Below are 16,808 nucleotides of genomic sequence, written 5' to 3' on the forward strand. Positions count from 1 at the left end.
GTCTTGAATGGGAAAACCGAAAAGCGCCAACCTCATCCGTACCGTCCGCTGGAAGTTCCTCCTCGTGTTCCTGGGGAGCGTGAGCCTGACCGCATTCATCATGCTGCTTGGCCGCTTGCTGGCCGGCTATTTGCTGTCGGAGCCGCCCTATAACGGACTGCTCATCTGGACGGTGAACAATATCGGCTCCAAGCCGATTATGGTCGTTACCGGAATCGTGTCGTTCATTTTGTTTTATTTTCTGTTCAGCCGCCCCATCATCCGCTATCTGAATGAGATAACAGATGGACTTCAAGAGATTGCCAAGGGACAATTCGATTATGTCATACCGGTCAAGTCGTCGGATGAAATCGGATCGATCGCCTATCGGATCAACGCGTTGTCTGAAGAATTGAACAGCTACTTGCAAGAGATTACGTTCGGACTGCAGGAGATTGCCAAGGGGCAATTCGAGCACGTGATTCCGGTCAAGCCTGCGAACGATCTCGGTCTGGTAGCCGAGAGCATCAATCATATGAGCGCCCAGCTGTACCACTCGATCCAGGAAGAGCGCAATGCCGAGAAGACGAAAAATGACCTCATTACGGGCGTCTCGCATGACCTGCGCACCCCGCTGACGTCGATTCTCGGCTTCCTTGAGCTGATCGAGAACGACCGGTATCACGATGAAGTGGAGCTGCGGTACTATGTCAATATCGCCTATGAGAAAGCGTTAAGCTTAAAGTATTTGATCGACGATCTGTTCGAATTTACGCGCATCAACAATGGACTTCCTCTCGAATTGACCGAGCTGGACATGACCAACTTCATCCGGCAGCTGGCGGAGGAATTCGTGCCGAGTCTGGAGAAAGCCGGCATGATGTGCCGCATCAACGCCCCTTCCGAGCCGCTGTACATTATGGCGGATGGAGACCGGCTCGTCCGATCGTATGAGAATCTGATCTCGAATGCGATCCAGTACGGGAAGTCCGGCAAGTATGTCGATATCGAGCTCGGCAAAGAAGAGGATCAGATTTATGTCAAAGTAACGAATTACGGCGAGCCGATCTCCGAGAGAGATCTGCCGTATATTTTCGACCGCTTCTATCGGGCGGAGCAGTCCCGTTCCAAGGAGACCGGCGGAACCGGCTTGGGGCTGGCGATTACGAAGAGCATTATTGAAGTTCACGGCGGGAAGATCTCGGCCGCAAGCGATCGCAACAAGACGACATTCATGACTCGCTTCCCAAGCGCCTGACCCGCCGGCGCTTTCTCTTAAGAAAATAATAAGGGTTTCCGATCCCTTTTCATAAGATACATATTTTATAGTCGGTAATAGGGAATGTTCCACAGCATCTGCTACATGGGACTGCTTGAACATCTTCTTATAGATATTTCGCATGGGAGGTATGACATCATGGCAACCGGACGTGAAAAGCTGTCCGAAGTGCAGTTGGTACGCGCGATGGCGATTATCGGAGTCCTGTCCGTTCACTCGACGTCATTTGCGACGCTGCAGATGAAGGATTCCAACTTTTACTGGATGTACAGCTTCATGAATATATTTATGAAGATTGGCACACCGACATTTTTATTTCTGAGCAGCTTCGTACTTTTCTACAATTACTTTTCGAGGCCATTGGACTCGCAGCTCATCGGCAACTTCTACAAAAAAAGGCTGAAGTACATTATCATTCCGTATTGTTTATTTTCGGTATTTTACTTTGTCATCCTGCATTTTACTCATTACCGGGACCGTGCCCTGGATGAAACGCTAATCAAATTTTTCACCCAGTTGGCTACGGGCAAGGCGTATACGCATCTATACTTCGTCTTCATCAGCATCCAATTCTATCTGCTGTTCCCGATTTGCCTGTGGCTGTTCAAGCGGAAGCCATCCATCGTCAAGTGGAGCATTCCACTCGGGTTAGCCATTCAATGGGGCTTTATCCTGCTTAATAAATACGCGCTTCAAGTTCCTAACAAAGGGAGCTGGTCGCTCGCGTATATGTCCTACTTCATGCTGGGAGCCTTTCTGGGCATCTACTATCCAAAGCTGAAGAACTGGCTCATCATCAGCCGGGAAAACGCGACCGCGCCGCGTATCGTATCCTGGATTGCCCTGTGGACGGTCGGGCTATGCGCCGGACTCGGACATGTGTACATCTGGCATACGACACGGCTGTATGGCGCAAGTTACAATTCGCTCTTGTATGAATTGATGTGGAACGTTCACACCTATACGTTCGCGATTATGGCATTTCAGATTGCGTTTCTGCTTCGGCGCCATGCTTGGCCGTGGCTCGTTAACGGAATGCATCGGCTTGGGGAAATCTCATTCGGCATTTATTTGATTCATCCGTTCTTTTTATTCATCTATCGCAACTTCCCGCCGCATACATCGAAATCGCCGCTATTTCATATGTGGTATGCCGGCGGGTTCTTGTCGGCGCTTATCTTGTCCTGGATTACGGTCTCCCTGACGGTGCGCTTCGTGCCCCAATCCTGGGTTATCTTCGGGAGCACGCCTCCGCGGAAAAAGAGCAAGCCTGCGCAGGGAGTGGCTGCGAGCGGCTGACCTTGATACTCCGTCCCGATCTTATGCGGAACGGAGTTTTTGCTTAAGGAATCCTTAAGGAAGATCGCAATTACTTTGCGATTGATAAGCATTCGTTAAGCTTTAACGAACAAGATCATTAAGATCCTCCATCTACAATCTCGATATGAGATGAACGAAGGAGGATTTTTTGATGAAAGACCGCTTATTATACCCTGCCAAAATCGCACTTGCGCTTCTGTCTTTGTTCATGGTGCTGCAAGGCTGCGGCCTGAACCGAACCGTGAAGGAGGTTGCGTTCATTATAAATGAACAAAAGCTGGAGAAACCCGTCTCCGTTGTCGTGGACGACGGAACGCTGATGGTTCGGGCTTCCTCAGATCAAATCTGGAATGAATTGGGGATGACAATCGAGGAATATTCCCCGCCGTCCTCATCTTCCGTCTACTATTCGAACCAGGTTGCCGTGTTGATGTACCATCAGCTCGTCGATCAACCGGATAAGAAAAAGCCTCACTTGCTGCCGGTCGATCAATTCGAGGAGCAGATGAAGCTGCTTAAGGAACGGGGATTCCATGTCATCAGCATGGATGAATACGTTGATTTTATGACGGCGGGATCCGCGATTCCGGATAATGCCGTGCTGCTTACCTTCGATGACGGCTATGAGACGTTCTATACTCACGCCTTTCCGATCTTGCAGAAATTCGGTTACACCGCCACGAACTTCGTCATTGTCTCCAGTATCGACAACCAGACCGGCAAGCCGAAGCTGTCGTGGGATCAGATGCGCGAAATGAAGAAAGCCGGCATGAGCTTCTATAGTCATACATACAACTCCCATCGCCATGGCCCGATTAATGCCACAGGCAAGGAGAAGCCGATGCTGAGCCGCCATCTGTACTTGAAGGACCGGGATCGAGTCGAGACCGACGAGGAATATATCGGCCGCATTACCGGCGACCTGGCCACCGCCGAGAAACGGCTCCGGGAAGAGCTGGGCAACACGCGCAGCATCGTCGCGTTCCCTTACGGAGCTTATAACCAGGATGTGCTTGGTGTTCTCAAGAAGCTGAATATTGAGCTCTCCTTCACCATTAAGCCGGGAATGACCGGCCGGGAAGACCGCAACGCCTTCCGCTTCAATGCGGGAACGATCAAGCAGACGCCCGAGGAGTTGATCAAGCTACTTAGCGAGGGCGGGTATGCCCAGAAGAAGAAGAAAAATGAGGTTTATGTCCAGATCAACGGCAAAAATGTCAATTTTAAAAAAAAACAGCCCCTGTTAGAGGAGGGGGACATCTTGATTCCTCTCCGGGAGCTGTGCCAAATGTATAACATTGAGCTCATCTGGAACGGCTCGCAAAATACCGTTTCATTGAAAACCAATCCCGGGCTGGTTGAAACTTCTGCCGATCCCGGCAACGATGACGTCTCTTCCCCATGACGTAACCATTTATCGGCAACCTTCTTTTTCGCCAGTACCCCGCTTGCCTGAATTCAAGACCGATCCACAAATAGCGCTGCCGCCTATCCCGCGGGGCGCTATTTGTCTATATTTTATGAACCAGGCTGTGAAAAGCTTGAAACATCTCTTTATATTTTCCGAAATCCCAGTTCTTAAAGTACTCGGTGCCCGCTTCCAGACCGGAGGCGAACAACGCCATGCTCTGCTCCAGCGTGAGATCGAAATCGGTCGTGCCGATGCCAAGCGTTGGGATTTTGATGGTCCGGTACTGGTTATGCTTCTCGATATACCGCTGATCATGCGCGGACATCATCGTGCCGAAAATCGCTTGCAGCATCGATAGCAGGCCGCAAATCCGGTGAGGGTGGCTCTCCTTCTTCCCTACCATCTGAAATCCGATCGTCGGAATGCAGTTATTGCCCCCGCCCGCCGCATCCTCATCGAACAGCCATAGCGGAAAGTTGCTCAATAAGCCTCCATCGACGATGTAGGAGAACTGCTGGTTGAACGGCTTGCTTTTGCGGACGGCAGACTGGAAGGATTGACGGATGATGACCGGATCAAAAAAATACGGAATGCTGGTGCTCATCCGCACGGCCCGGCTTACGGGAAACCGGTTCGGATCGACCCCGTACTGCTTAATATCGTCGGGAAGCACGAGCAGCCGGCCATTGGAAATATCCGAGGCGATGATGCGCAGCCGACCGGGCTTGACGTCTCCGAAGGTGCGAACCCCTTTTTCCAGCAGCCGCTGATGGATCCAGTATTCGAGCCGTTCCCCGGAATACAAGCCTTTTTTCAGCAACAGCCGCATGGCCGGTCCAATCCATTTGACTTGAAAAATGGGAGCCCGCTGCAAAAAGGAGGAAAATGGCATATCCATCATAAGCTGGCGCATCTCTTCCGCCGAATAGCCTGCAGCGATGAGCGCGGCCACGACGGAACCCGAAGAAGTTCCAGCCACGCGATGGAAGGAAAATCCGTAGTTTTCGGCGGCCTGTACCGCTCCGGCCAACGAAATGCCTTTGACGCCGCCGCCTTCAAAAACAGCATTGATTTTCATAGAGGGAATACCCCCTTCCGGCGCATACGCGGATCGTATTACTGTTATGTATGCGCGGAAGAGGGCGGTTATGATGGGTTACATAAGTCCACTGCGGTTATTGTTCATAATATTGCTTCAGCCGCGCAGCCACGTCCTTCGTATTGTTCAGCAAATCCTTGGCGCTGAAGAAGATGCTGCCGGCCAAGCTGTCATATTGCTTGTTGTAGTCCAGTTGGCGGATAAGCACATCGGCGCTGGACCAATCCTTCTCCTTCGCGTCCGCCAGCTTGTAGGCGGCATGCCCGATGTAGAGGTCGACGCCGGTGCCTGCCGTCTCCTTCACCCACCAGTCGACCAGCGTATCATAAGAAGCCGCTTTGTGGCCGATATGCCAATAGACTTGCGGAGCGATGTAGTCGATCCAGCCGTTCTTGATCCAGGTGCGCACATCGGCGTACAGATCGTCGTAGCTGTTGTAACCCGCCTGGGTCAACGAGCCCGTCGGATCGAGCGTCGAATTGCGCCATACCCCGAACGGGCTGACCCCGAAGCGGATATCCGCCTTGCTCGCCTTAATCTCTCCATTCAATTGCTGAATGAACTGATTGACGTTGTTGCGCCGCCAATCGCCTTTGTTGCTGAATACTTTGTTATACGCTTTATAGGAAGCGTCGTCACGGAATGGCTCGGCAGCTTGTCCGTACGGATAGAAGTAGTCATCCAGGTGGACCCCGTCGATATCGTATCCGTTCACCACTTCCATAATCGTATCGATAATGAACTGGCGCGCTTCCGGCACGCCCGGATCATACATCAGCTTGCCGCCGTGCTTGACGACCCAATCCGGATGCTGCTTCGCCGGATGATCGGCGGCCAGCTTGGCGATGTCTCCCTGGACGCTGATCCGGAACGGATTGAACCAGGCATGGAACTCCATTCCCCGCCGGTGCGTCTCCTCGATCATATACGCGAGCGGATCATACCCCGGGTCCTGCCCCTGCTTGCCTGTCAGCCATTCCGACCACGGAAGAAGCTTCGAAGGGAAGAAGGCGTCGGATGTCGGTCTCACCTGAACGAAGACCGCATTGAGCCCCATGCCTTGCAGCTTGTCCAGCATACCCGAATACTGTTTCTTCTGCTGCTCCGGGTTGGCCCCTTTGCGGGGATCGGCCGGCCAGTCAATGTTGTATACGGTGGAAATCCAAGTGCCTCTCAGGCCCTCGGTATGTACTTCTGCTTCCGCTCCTGCATTGCCTTGCGAGCCTGTATGGCCATTTGATCCGGTGTTGCCCTGCGAGCCTGCCTCGCTCGTGAGCAGGTTCACCCTGCGGTCCTGCTGATCCCACTTTACAGTGAGGCCCGTGTTCTCCCCGATGAACCGCAGCGGCACCATCGTACGGCTGTCCCGCATCTGCGCTCCCGCGTCCAGCGCCACCTTCTCCCCGTTCACGAGCGCCGTGTCGCTGCCAATCTTGAGCTGGATGACCGTGTCATCCTTGCGGAACTCCACCTCCTGCTTGCTCTTGTTCCAGCCTACCGTCGCACCGACCGCTTCCCCGACGGCCCGGAACGGAAGCATCGTTACGTTCTTCCCCGGCACCAGGTAAGGCGCCACGTCCGTGACGAGCCTCTCCTGATCGAGATAAATGGAAATGTCATTCGCCGCTGCCTGTGCAGGCGCCGCCAATCCGGCCCCGAACAGCAGCGCCGCCATCGTCCCCGACAGGAGGCGTCTCCAGATTCTCATCAATCCTCTCTCTCCCTTGCATCTGTTATTTCAGACTTGATCAATTATTCAAGTCCTACTCTATTAGACGCACAAAACAAAACATCTGTTTCTCTCGAAACAGATGTTTTTACGAAGATTCGTTCTCCAATTCGCCGCGTACGCCGGCGAGATCCTTAATGCGCTCGGGGTCACGCTTGAAATATTCGACAAGCGCTTCGATGCACGTAATGGAATCCCAGCTCAAGTGATGCTCGATTCCTTCCACATCCGTGTAGATGTTCTCATGCTGCACGCCGATCATCTCCAGGAATTCCTCGAGCAGATGATGGCGGTCCATAAGCCGTTTGCCGATTTTTTTGCCCTTGCTCGTCAGCACGAGCCCGCGGTATTTCTCATAAATCAGATATTGATCCTTATCCAGCTTCTGAATCATCTTCGTGACGGAAGATGGATGTACCTCCAGCCCTTCCGCAATATCCGATACACGGGCGTACCCTTTCTCATCAATCAGCTTATAAATGCGTTCCAAATAATCTTCCATGCTTGGCGTAGGCATCAAGCGTCCCTCATTTCATCCACGATCGCTAACAATATCCATAAGATAGTGTACCATGTTCATGTAAGCAAGTTCAACCATAGCAGGGAAATACGGCTTTTTCCAAGCGGTTCTGCCTGAAAATGACGCATACTTCGCCTGCGCGCTTCATGCCCCGATCCCCATTCCGGATACAGCAAGGGAATCGCTTCTTTCGTTTGAGAGGTGCGGCAGCAGCCGCATTTCTTTTATCTTAAGGCTAACCTACATGTTCCCCAGGTCAAGCAAAACCTCTTGTGTCGAGCCGCTATACCTGTCCTTCTCCCCCGTAAAGTACTCATCTACCAGCTTTTGCAAATGCTTGTAGTTGGCAATTTCTGCCTTGATTGCAATGATTCCTTGGTTGTCGATCAGCATCGCAGCAGGAATTCCTTTAATGTTATATATGGTAAATGCTTCAATGGAATGAATAAATTCTAGTGTCCCGCCATTTTGTTTTTCTTGCATCTTCTCCTCAACCGCAGTAAAAACTATGACTCTCATAAAGGGGTATCGGGCAGTCATTTTTGATAGATTCGCTAATACGGATTCACAGAAAGGACATCCATTCGCAATAAATAAGGCCAAAACAGGTAAGCCCACTCCACCTGGAAACTCCTCGGGTTCTCCGTTCAAACTATTGTAATGGATTGGCGGAGCCTTGTCCCCCACCTGAAACCCTCTATTTTTTTCGTGTGCTTCTTTAATCTGTAATTTATTCAGGAACCGGGCTATCAATTTGGTCAACATGAAAATAACAATGAACTGCAGGAGAACGAATACCCACAGGGCAATGATTGACCAATGCATAAAAGACTCCATTTCTCCAACCCCTTCACATCTTATCTCAAGGCATTCTGCCCAGCAATTCCCGAATTCTCTTATGTACAGCGATTAAATGTTGAAAGATAGAATACAGCAGTGCGGATAACAAGGCACTTCCTAGTATGACCCAATACTCCTTGCCAAAGATGCTGCCAACATCTTCCCCTTTGATGACTAAAATGAGGCTTCCATATTGGGACTCCACTTGATTGACCCATAGACACATTGCCATCAAAAGTAGATTTCGCAAGACGAGCGTCCATGACAATGAATGGTTCCCTACAATCCCCCCACATCCACAAGAAATTTCTCTAGTGCCACGCAGCAAGTTAATCATAATGGCGATACTATAAATGAGAAGTAATCCGCTTCCGGTTATTGCAGCTGAAGAACTGTAGCTTCCCCAGAAGAGAAGCATACCAACCAGCCATTTTACGGAGTGTTCAAGAACGGCGAACCATTTGACCAACGCCTCAGGCAAAAGGTCGTAGTCTTTTATAATCCCGATATGGGCATGCCATTGACGAAGTGTCGAGACACAAGAACTGATAAATATTAACGCCAAGAGTAGTCGACAAAAAACGGATAGCGCTTCCACCTCTGCACCTTCTTTCTGCTGCTCACACATACCATTGTGCTTGCGATTCATACATCTGGGCATACTTTCCATTCAATGCCATAAGTTCCTTGTGTGTTCCTGACTCTGTGATTGTCCCCTTCTCCATCACGATTATTCGGTCTGCCATTCTGGCAGCAGCCATGCGATGCGAAATAAATATCGCCGTTTTATTTTCCGTTAAATCTCGCACCAGCTTGTATACCTCCAATTCGGTCAACGGGTCAAGCGCTGCCGTCGGTTCGTCCAAAATTATGATGTCACTCTGCCGAAACAGTGCGCGAGCAAGGGCAATTTTTTGCCATTGTCCTCCGGAGAGATCCTCTCCTTCCTGCAAATAGCGACCCAAATAGGTGGCATATTCCTCCTTTAACCCCCGTGCTATAGCGTCTACTCCTGTTGTTGCCGCAACTTCTCTCATCCACTCCATATCTTCCAACCGGGTAACATCACCGAATCCAATATTATCGCGCAGGGTGTACGAGTATTTTAAAAAATCTTGAAAAATAGCCGTTATATTTTTGTGGAGCTGGTCCGGATCCAGTTGGTCGATGCTCACGTCATCGAATCGAATTTCTCCTTTTGTCACGGGATACAACCCCATCAAGCATTTAACCAATGTGGATTTGCCCGATCCGTTTTCTCCGACAATAGCGACTTTTTCCCCAGGTTCAATATGCAGTTGAATGTTTTTCAATACGGAGGTTGTCGTGTCCACATAAGAAAAAGAGACATTATCTATCGTTATCCCTTTCTGTAGGGGTGCCGAAAATGCAACATTTCCTCTCCCTTGTTTCTCTGCCTCTGGGTGACTATAGTTCAAAAAACGGAAAAAATCGTTTACATAAAGCATTTCCTCAAATACTTTTGCCAGCAAGGTCGATAGTTGATTGGTCAGCCCTTGGGTACCCTGAACCGCTTGTCCAATCGCGACAAATTGTCCAATCTGAATAGGCGTAGTACGAATCAGCCAAATAATGATTGCCGCAGCCCCGGAATAAAACAAGGCAGTAAGCCCGTCCATCCCGATTTCCGCCCGTTGTCGTTTCCGCAGCATCCTCAAGGTCTCCTTGAGTTGATGCAAGAAAGCACTCGACCACCTGTTATACAATAAAGAACTTAAGCCAAACAAACGGATTTCTTTGGCAGATTGCCGGTCCTTCAATAAAAAACGAGTATACTCCATGTCACGAACTAAAGGGGTTAATGCAAACTTTAGCGCGAAATTCTTTTTCCCATACTTCTTTTGAACCAAAAACATGGGAGCGGCCGCTAACAAACTGAGAAGGACCAAACTCCAATGAACCGTAAGCAAAAATAGCAAATAGCCGAAAATTGTAATGAATATTCTACATATCTCCATTATTTTACTCAAAGGGGATAATAAACGATCACCTGGACTATTGCTCACTCGTTCTAAATGATTGTAAAAGTCAGGGAGATCAAAATAGAAAAGAGGCACATTGGTTACTTTTTGAATCACGGATGATTGCGAAGCATGCTCCAACATGTTAGTTAATTTCCCGTTCAGATATTCCTGGATATTCATAAAAATTGAAGTGAGCATCGTAATCAAGAACTGAAGCAACAGCAGAAACAAGATCTTGTTATAATTTTCTGATTGATGCTGAATCAATCGGGCTACTTCGTTAATGGTCTCCTTAGACAGCCAAAGAATGACCACGGGCATGATTGCTATGAAAATCGTTATGATGGAAGTAACCACAAGCAAGACCTTCCCATATTTCCACACAAAGTGAAACAGAGTTCCAAATGCGTTTCCCATCATCAGCTGCACCTTTCCATTTGCTTAGGCAATCTGATATTGCTTCATTTTCCGTTTGTCCTGCAACACACTTACCACTTCTTTCATAAGATGACCCGGATATCTAATAATCCCGTACGAGTCTACAACAAAGAAAGTAGGAAAATTTGAAATTTGCAAGTCTGCCAACCTTTCTTTGCTAACAGGAATTAATGGGACTTGATGTTCAAATTCATGAATAAATCTTTCATATTTATGATCTTCCCGTTCAACAAAACAAAATAATGGAGGACAGGCGCCTGTTTTGTGCTTCTGCACAAGAAACTTCTCTAATTCTTTATGACAAACATCGCAGGAGGGAGAAGCAAACATCACAATGGCAGGAGCTTTGCCGATGCCGGACGGAAACGGGAAATATTCACTCAGGTTCACGCCAATAAAAGATTTCAGGGAGAGAAAGCCCAATGAAACGACTTGATCAGCGAAATGATCCACCGCATTTTTAGACGTGTGATAGGACATAAGCTGCAAAAAAAATAGAGAGAGTGCTAGAACTACAAAAATAAATACCATATAACCCCACCTTTTCCTAAACAAAATAATCATAATACAAAACCTCATTTGATACAAGTATTTACATTTTTAAGAAATCATTCTATACTCTTGTTGCAATATATTTTAACAAAATTTGGAGGTGGCTAGAATGCTCGATAAATTCTCTAAACTTATTGGCGTTGAGTCGAAAGCATCCGAAGGCATGGCAGCATCGCAAGGAGTGGATCTCGATCTTTGCTACACCTTTGCAGCATGTCTTCTCGAGGGAGTAACAAAAGCTAGATTAGATCCGACGAGTCCGCTTGGAGTTCGATGCTGCAAATGATGAGCGCGAGAGGCTAGTCTTTTTCGAAGCATCATGCATGAATTGTAACCGGATATTATTTTTGATTCAGACCCTAGCTTCACCAAAAAGAAGGATAGGACCACAGGTTCTATCCTTCTTTTTTCCCTGGCGAAAAAAAACGAACCGGGCCTGCCTTCACTCTCTCCAGCGAAGACATACCCGGTTCTCGTATGGCACCCCATCGATTCCCCAATTCAATGCGTATCCTTATGTAAGCCGCTTGAGCCAATCCGGCGTGATCTGCTGCAGCCATATATTGATCTGGTTCAAATGATCCGTAAAAAGCAGCACCCCCATAATAATCATCACCGCGCCGCCGAACTTCATCATGGCGTTCGAATAGCGGAGCAGCCAGCGCGTCGATCCGATGAAGAACGACAAAATGAAAAACGGCAGCCCGAACCCGATGCAGTAGGCGGTCGTCATCACGATGCCAAGACTCGGCTGAGAAGCCGACAAGGTGAAGATTGCGCCGAGAATCGGCCCCACGCAGGGGGACCATCCGGCCGAGAAGCCCATCCCGAACAAAAACGATCCGAGGTAGCCTCCCTTGCGCGACACGTCGAACTTCCATTCCTTCATCAGCAACTGCGGGCGGAAGACGCCCATGATCACCAGGCCCATCGCGATGATGATAATCGCCGACACTTGACGAACCGTATCCCGATATTCCGCCAGAAATGATCCGAGAAAGGTCGCGCTTAACCCCAGCGTATAAAATACGACGCTGACCCCAAGAATGAAAAACAGTGTATGCGTCATCGTCTTCCAACGAACGACACGCTTATTGCGCTCTTCTTTCAATTGATTGACGGACATGCCCGTAATAATTGAAAGGAATGTGGGATACAACGGCAAGCAGCACGGGGAAATAAATGATATGACTCCCGCCCAAAAGGCAACCCAGACCGTTACATCCGACATGTTGACCGCCTCCTCCCTAGTTCACACACCGGGGTGGAACGGCTGCATGCCCTGGAAGAGCCGCCATCCGACAGCCCTATACCTTTACCCCCCGGCGTATCACTAAGGTTAATATTAACATGGCAATCAATAGTAGTACAATCGTCGCACCGGGAGCCAGATTCCACACCCCTGCCATGAGCAGCCCTGCGATGACGGCGGATTCCGAGACGAGCACGGAGACGATGACCGCCCTTTTGAAGCTCTTGGCGAGGAGCAGGCTGGTCGCGACCGGAATCGTCAAGAGCGCCGATACGAGCAAGGCGCCGACGATTTTAATCGCCACGCTGATGACCAGCGCCGTCAGCACGGTCACGGCAATATTCAACCAGCGGACCGGGAGCCCGTTCACCGCGGCCGCATCCTCATCGAAGGTCAGCATGAACATTTCCTTGAAAAAAATCAGCATAAACACAACGACGATGATCGTAACGGCTCCGACCACCGTTAAATCGGTGCCGTTCAGCGTGTAGATGCTGCCGAATAAATAATTGGTCACGTTCGCATTGAAGCTTCGTCCCAGCGTGAAAAAGAGTGAGGCCAACGCAACGCCGCCTGACATGATGACGGCTATCGACAGCTCCGCATACGTCTTGTACGCCTTGCGGAGCCGCTCAATCGCCACCGCCCCCAGCAGGGCGAAGACGACACCCATCGCGAGCGGATAAATGCCGAGCAAAAAGCCGAGCGCCACCCCGGCAATCGTGACATGGGCCAAGGTGTCCCCGATCATGGACAGCCGGCGCAGCACGAGAAACATCCCCATCAGCGGTCCGGTAATCCCGATAAACAGACCGCCGATAAGGGCTCTCTGGAAAAATTCCGAAAATATAATATCCAATCTATACCGACCCCTTCACATCATTTGCTAGCCGCATCCCGCAGCGGCATTCAGACATTGACGCCATGCGTCAAACCCGGCTCCAGACATTCCGCCTCATGAGAGTGCTTCACATAGAAGTGGAACTTCCCGCAGGTGCCGGCCGGCTCGTCGCCAAGCCAAGAATTCACCAGGTCCAGATCGTGGGAGACCATGACGAAGGTCATCCGGTGATGCTCATGCAAATGCTGCAGCAGGCTGAAAAATTCCTTCTGGGTGCCGGCATCGATGCCGACGGTCGGTTCGTCCAAAATCATCAGCTCCGGCTTGTTCACCATCGCCCGGGCCAAAAAGACGCGCTGCTGCTGTCCCCCGGACAGCTGCCCGATTCTTTTGTGAGCCAGATCCTCGATCCGCATCGCGGCCATGGCATCGATGCACTGGCTGATTTCCGGCTTCGACAGCCTGCGGAACAGGCGTCTCCGATTATACATCCCGGACTTCACCACCTCCATCACCGTGGCGGGGAACAGCGGATTGAACGAATTTTTTTGCGGAACATAACCTACGCGTTCCCACTGCTTGAACCGCTGAATCGGCGTGCCGAACAGCCTTACTTCCCCGGCGGTCGGCCGGAGCAGGCCTACCATCAAGCGTAGCAGCGTCGTCTTGCCTGCCCCGTTCGCCCCGATGACCCCGACGAAGTCCCGCTCTCGCACCGTGAAGTTCACATTCTCGAAGACCTTCTGTCCTTCGTAGTCAAAACCGACATGATCCAACGTGATGACCTGCCCGTGGCAGGGATCGGTTACGTGCATTGTTCTAGTCATCTCTCTTCCTTATCCTCCCGGCCGGCTCGCCGTCCGCCCCGGAATGTATCCTTCTTATTGTAACGCCAGAAGGAGATTTTGCAAGTTGCGTTCCATCAGCGTCAAATAATTATCGCCCGCCGCTTCCTGCTCCTGCGTCAAGCCTTCCAGCGGATTCAAGACGAGCGTGTCGACCTTCGCTTCGGATGCCAGCGTCTGGGCCAATTGATCCGATACCAGTTCCTCGAAAAATACATATTTCAATTGCTTCTCCTGCACCAGCTTCGCCAGATTCAGCAAATCCTGGGCACGCGGCTCCGCATCCGGGGAAATGCCCATGATCGCATGCTGGCGCAGATCATAATCCCGGGCCAAGTAACCGAAGGCTTGGTGCGACACGACGATATCGCGCTTGGTCGCATTCTTCAGCTTCGACATATATTCCTCATCGATCGAAGCCAGCTTCGCTTTCAATTGCTTATAGTTCTTCTCATAGTCGGCGCGATGCTCCGGATCGGCATCCACGAGCGCGTTCTTCACATTCTCAATCATAACGAGCGCAGACTTGGGACTGATCCACGTATGCGGATCGATATCGCCATGGTTATGCCCATGTTCGTCCTCATGACCATGCTCTTCCTCGTGATGCGCTTCTTCTCCGTGCTCTTCCTCTTCGCTCGCCTTTATCAGCGCTATCCCCTTGCTGACCTCGACGGTCTTCACCTTCGAGTCCGCTTCGAGCCCCTTTTGGAAATCCGGCAGCCAGCCTTCGAATCCGGCTCCGTTCACGAGCAGCAGCTGCGCGTTGGACGCATTCTGCAAATCCCGGCTCTTCGGCGTCCAGTCATGCGGATCGACTCCCGTCGGGATCAGATTGGTTACCTGAGCATGCTCTCCTCCAATCTCGCTTGCCATGAAATAAATCGGATAAAAGCTTGTTATCACATTCACCTTGCCGTTGGCCGCTCCTTCCACAGCCGAATCGTTATTCGCACATGCATTCAGCAGCAGAAGGCCGCAAGCGGCCAGCGCCAGCATGATGAACCGCAGCGGCAGACGTCGTTTCCCAAGATTCATATTCCAACTCCCTTTCCTGTCCTTGTTCTTTCTATTTCGTAATTATTACTATTAAGATTATAGCAGGGTCAAAACACATGTCAATCCCCTCTTTACGGAAAAATAACAGTTTCATGTTTTGACATCCCTCGACACCGATCATAAGATGATAGAGGGCCATCTGACGTCTGCATCCCGCGGCGAACCTATTTTTATAAGGAGTGAAGAGTTTGGAATGGATTGACTGGCTGAAATACGCCATCCTCGGCCTGGTGCAAGGGATTACGGAGCCCATCCCGGTATCCTCGAGCGGACATCTTGTCATCGTTGAAAAATTATTCGGCTTACATATCGAAGGGCTTGGATTTGAAGTATTCGTCAATTTCGCCTCTCTATTGGCTATTCTGCTCATTTACCGCCAAGATATTGCGCGGCTGGCCGTCAACACCTGCCGCTTTCTGTTCCGCCGCGACCCGGCGGCGAAGAGCGACTTCATGTTTGTCGTCTACCTGGTCCTGGCGACGATTCCGGCCGGCGTCATTGGCGTCCTGTTCAAGGATGCGATCGCGGACACCTTCAAGGGACTGAAAGTCATCGGGGCGACGCTGCTGGTCACGGCGCTGGCCCTGTGGCTCATTCGCAACCTGCGCGGCCGCAAAGGCGACAAAGATTTGTCGTTCGGCGAGACGTTCCTGGTCGGCCTGGCCCAATCGGTCGCCTTGATTCCCGGCATCAGCCGATCCGGCGCGACCATCGTCGCCGCGATGGCGCTCGGCTGGAAGCAGGAGACGGCGCTGCGATTCTCCTTCTTCCTGTATATTCCCGTCAGCTTGGGCGGCATGATTCTCGAAGGGAAGGATATGTTGAAGGATCCGACGCTCGGGCAGTTCATCGGCCCGTATTTGCTGGCCTTCGTCTGTTCCCTGATCGCCTCCTACTTCGCGCTCCGCTGGTTCATGGGGCTGATGGCGCGAGGCAATCTGAAATGGTTCTCCCTGTACTGCGTGGCAGCCGGCCTTTTCGTGCTGTTGTTCCTGAATTGATCCGTACGGACGAACCCAAAAAGCAATACGCAAAAAGCTTGGCTTATCGCCAAGCTTTTTGTATTATAGCGCGGGTTTAACCGAGCTGCTTCACCTTTTCTTCCAACCTAACTTTCGCATCTTCATCCCAGACGACAGAGATTTCAAATGTCCCCTCTTCGAAATATAGAGGAAATCTGCGCTTGAACCAAGGCTGCATTGGCAATTCCAGCGCTTCTTGTATGTTAACCCAGACCAGCTCTCCTTCGGGCGGGTTTTGCAGCAGCTCCCCTTCATACCGCTTCGCGAGATAATTAAACACCATATACCGGTATTTCGTCTGAGGCACGACGTACTCATCAATTCCTTTAAAGATCAAATCCTCCGGTTTTACGCGCAGTCCGGTTTCCTCCCACAGCTCTCGCACCGCGCCTTCTGCAATGCTTTCGGGAATTTCAACCTTGCCCCCAGGACCAAGATAGCCTGGAAATCCAAGCTTATCGGGGCGATTCACCAACAGCACCCGGTCTTCATCCTGCACAAGACACATCGTATATAACCCGCACTCCACCTTTTGCAATCCAGACATATTGCCCTCCCCATTGTCCCATGGATCATTTCCCCATCTTTCTTCAACTATACCACAAACAAATGTTCGTTGATACAAGCCCAAAAATGG

16 protein-coding genes are annotated in these 16,808 nt (G+C 50.6%); 4 read left to right on the forward strand and 12 right to left on the reverse strand.

Going from position 1 to position 16,808, the window contains the following annotated elements; translation table 11 throughout:
- Window positions 1-7: 7 nt before the first annotated feature.
- The 3 genes from L6439_RS16925 (at window position 8) to L6439_RS16935 (ending at window position 3,983) form a co-directional block, all read left to right on the forward strand.
- Window positions 8-1,237, forward strand: a complete 1,230-nt coding sequence (locus tag L6439_RS16925) for a sensor histidine kinase (RefSeq protein ID WP_168181737.1) — start codon at window positions 8-10, stop codon at window positions 1,235-1,237.
- A 159-nt stretch (window positions 1,238-1,396) separates the two neighbouring features.
- Window positions 1,397-2,557 (forward strand): acyltransferase, encoded by a 1,161-nt coding sequence (locus tag L6439_RS16930; RefSeq protein WP_213468187.1) that lies wholly within the window; start codon window positions 1,397-1,399, stop codon window positions 2,555-2,557.
- 172 nt (window positions 2,558-2,729) lie between these two features.
- A complete protein-coding gene (locus tag L6439_RS16935) occupies window positions 2,730-3,983 on the forward strand; it encodes a polysaccharide deacetylase family protein (RefSeq protein ID WP_213468186.1) in 1,254 nt (417 codons plus the stop codon).
- A gap of 106 nt (window positions 3,984-4,089) precedes the next feature.
- On the opposite strand, the gene L6439_RS16940 is transcribed toward L6439_RS16935, so the two are convergent.
- From L6439_RS16940 to L6439_RS16990, 11 genes are all read right to left on the reverse strand, one after another.
- Complete coding sequence (locus tag L6439_RS16940; protein ID WP_168181734.1) at window positions 4,090-5,067, reverse strand: patatin-like phospholipase family protein; 978 nt, start codon at window positions 5,065-5,067, stop codon at window positions 4,090-4,092.
- 97 nt (window positions 5,068-5,164) lie between these two features.
- Complete coding sequence (locus tag L6439_RS16945; RefSeq protein ID WP_213468185.1) at window positions 5,165-6,796, reverse strand: family 10 glycosylhydrolase; 1,632 nt, start codon at window positions 6,794-6,796, stop codon at window positions 5,165-5,167.
- Between the two features lie 109 nt (window positions 6,797-6,905).
- A complete protein-coding gene (gene mntR, locus L6439_RS16950) occupies window positions 6,906-7,334 on the reverse strand; it encodes a transcriptional regulator MntR (protein ID WP_168181732.1) in 429 nt (142 codons plus the stop codon).
- Between the two features lie 243 nt (window positions 7,335-7,577).
- Window positions 7,578-8,174, reverse strand: coding sequence for a TlpA family protein disulfide reductase (locus tag L6439_RS16955; RefSeq protein ID WP_168181731.1), 597 nt, complete (start codon window positions 8,172-8,174; stop codon window positions 7,578-7,580).
- Window positions 8,175-8,199: 25 nt separating this feature from the next.
- On the reverse strand, window positions 8,200-8,826 hold the full coding sequence (locus L6439_RS16960; RefSeq protein ID WP_237096506.1) for a MauE/DoxX family redox-associated membrane protein: 627 nt from the start codon (window positions 8,824-8,826) through the stop codon (window positions 8,200-8,202).
- Window positions 8,798-10,582, reverse strand: coding sequence for an ABC transporter ATP-binding protein (locus L6439_RS16965; protein WP_210429578.1), 1,785 nt, complete (start codon window positions 10,580-10,582; stop codon window positions 8,798-8,800). The genes L6439_RS16960 and L6439_RS16965 overlap by 29 nt, the downstream gene beginning before the upstream one ends.
- Before the next feature lie 21 nt (window positions 10,583-10,603).
- A complete protein-coding gene (locus L6439_RS16970; protein WP_168181729.1) occupies window positions 10,604-11,164 on the reverse strand; it encodes a hypothetical protein in 561 nt (186 codons plus the stop codon).
- A 502-nt stretch (window positions 11,165-11,666) separates the two neighbouring features.
- A complete protein-coding gene (locus L6439_RS16975) occupies window positions 11,667-12,383 on the reverse strand; it encodes a cytochrome c biogenesis CcdA family protein (protein ID WP_213468184.1) in 717 nt (238 codons plus the stop codon).
- A 76-nt stretch (window positions 12,384-12,459) separates the two neighbouring features.
- Window positions 12,460-13,263 carry a metal ABC transporter permease gene (locus L6439_RS16980; protein ID WP_168181727.1) on the reverse strand — a complete coding sequence of 268 codons (804 nt, stop codon included), beginning with the start codon at window positions 13,261-13,263 and terminating at the stop codon, window positions 12,460-12,462.
- Between the two features lie 50 nt (window positions 13,264-13,313).
- Window positions 13,314-14,072 (reverse strand): metal ABC transporter ATP-binding protein, encoded by a 759-nt coding sequence (locus L6439_RS16985; protein ID WP_237096507.1) that lies wholly within the window; start codon window positions 14,070-14,072, stop codon window positions 13,314-13,316.
- 54 nt (window positions 14,073-14,126) lie between these two features.
- Window positions 14,127-15,128 carry a metal ABC transporter substrate-binding protein gene (locus L6439_RS16990; protein WP_213468183.1) on the reverse strand — a complete coding sequence of 334 codons (1,002 nt, stop codon included), beginning with the start codon at window positions 15,126-15,128 and terminating at the stop codon, window positions 14,127-14,129.
- A 209-nt stretch (window positions 15,129-15,337) separates the two neighbouring features.
- Between L6439_RS16990 and L6439_RS16995 the strand changes: the two genes are divergently transcribed.
- Complete coding sequence (locus L6439_RS16995; RefSeq protein WP_210429577.1) at window positions 15,338-16,150, forward strand: undecaprenyl-diphosphate phosphatase; 813 nt, start codon at window positions 15,338-15,340, stop codon at window positions 16,148-16,150.
- A 76-nt stretch (window positions 16,151-16,226) separates the two neighbouring features.
- Here the strand turns inward: L6439_RS16995 and L6439_RS17000 are convergent, their stop codons facing one another.
- On the reverse strand, window positions 16,227-16,718 hold the full coding sequence (locus L6439_RS17000; protein ID WP_213468182.1) for an 8-oxo-dGTP diphosphatase: 492 nt from the start codon (window positions 16,716-16,718) through the stop codon (window positions 16,227-16,229).
- Between the last annotated feature and the right edge of the window lie 90 nt (window positions 16,719-16,808).

It is taken from the genome of Paenibacillus dendritiformis (assembly GCF_021654795.1).
Classification (GTDB): Bacteria; Bacillota; Bacilli; order Paenibacillales; family Paenibacillaceae; genus Paenibacillus_B.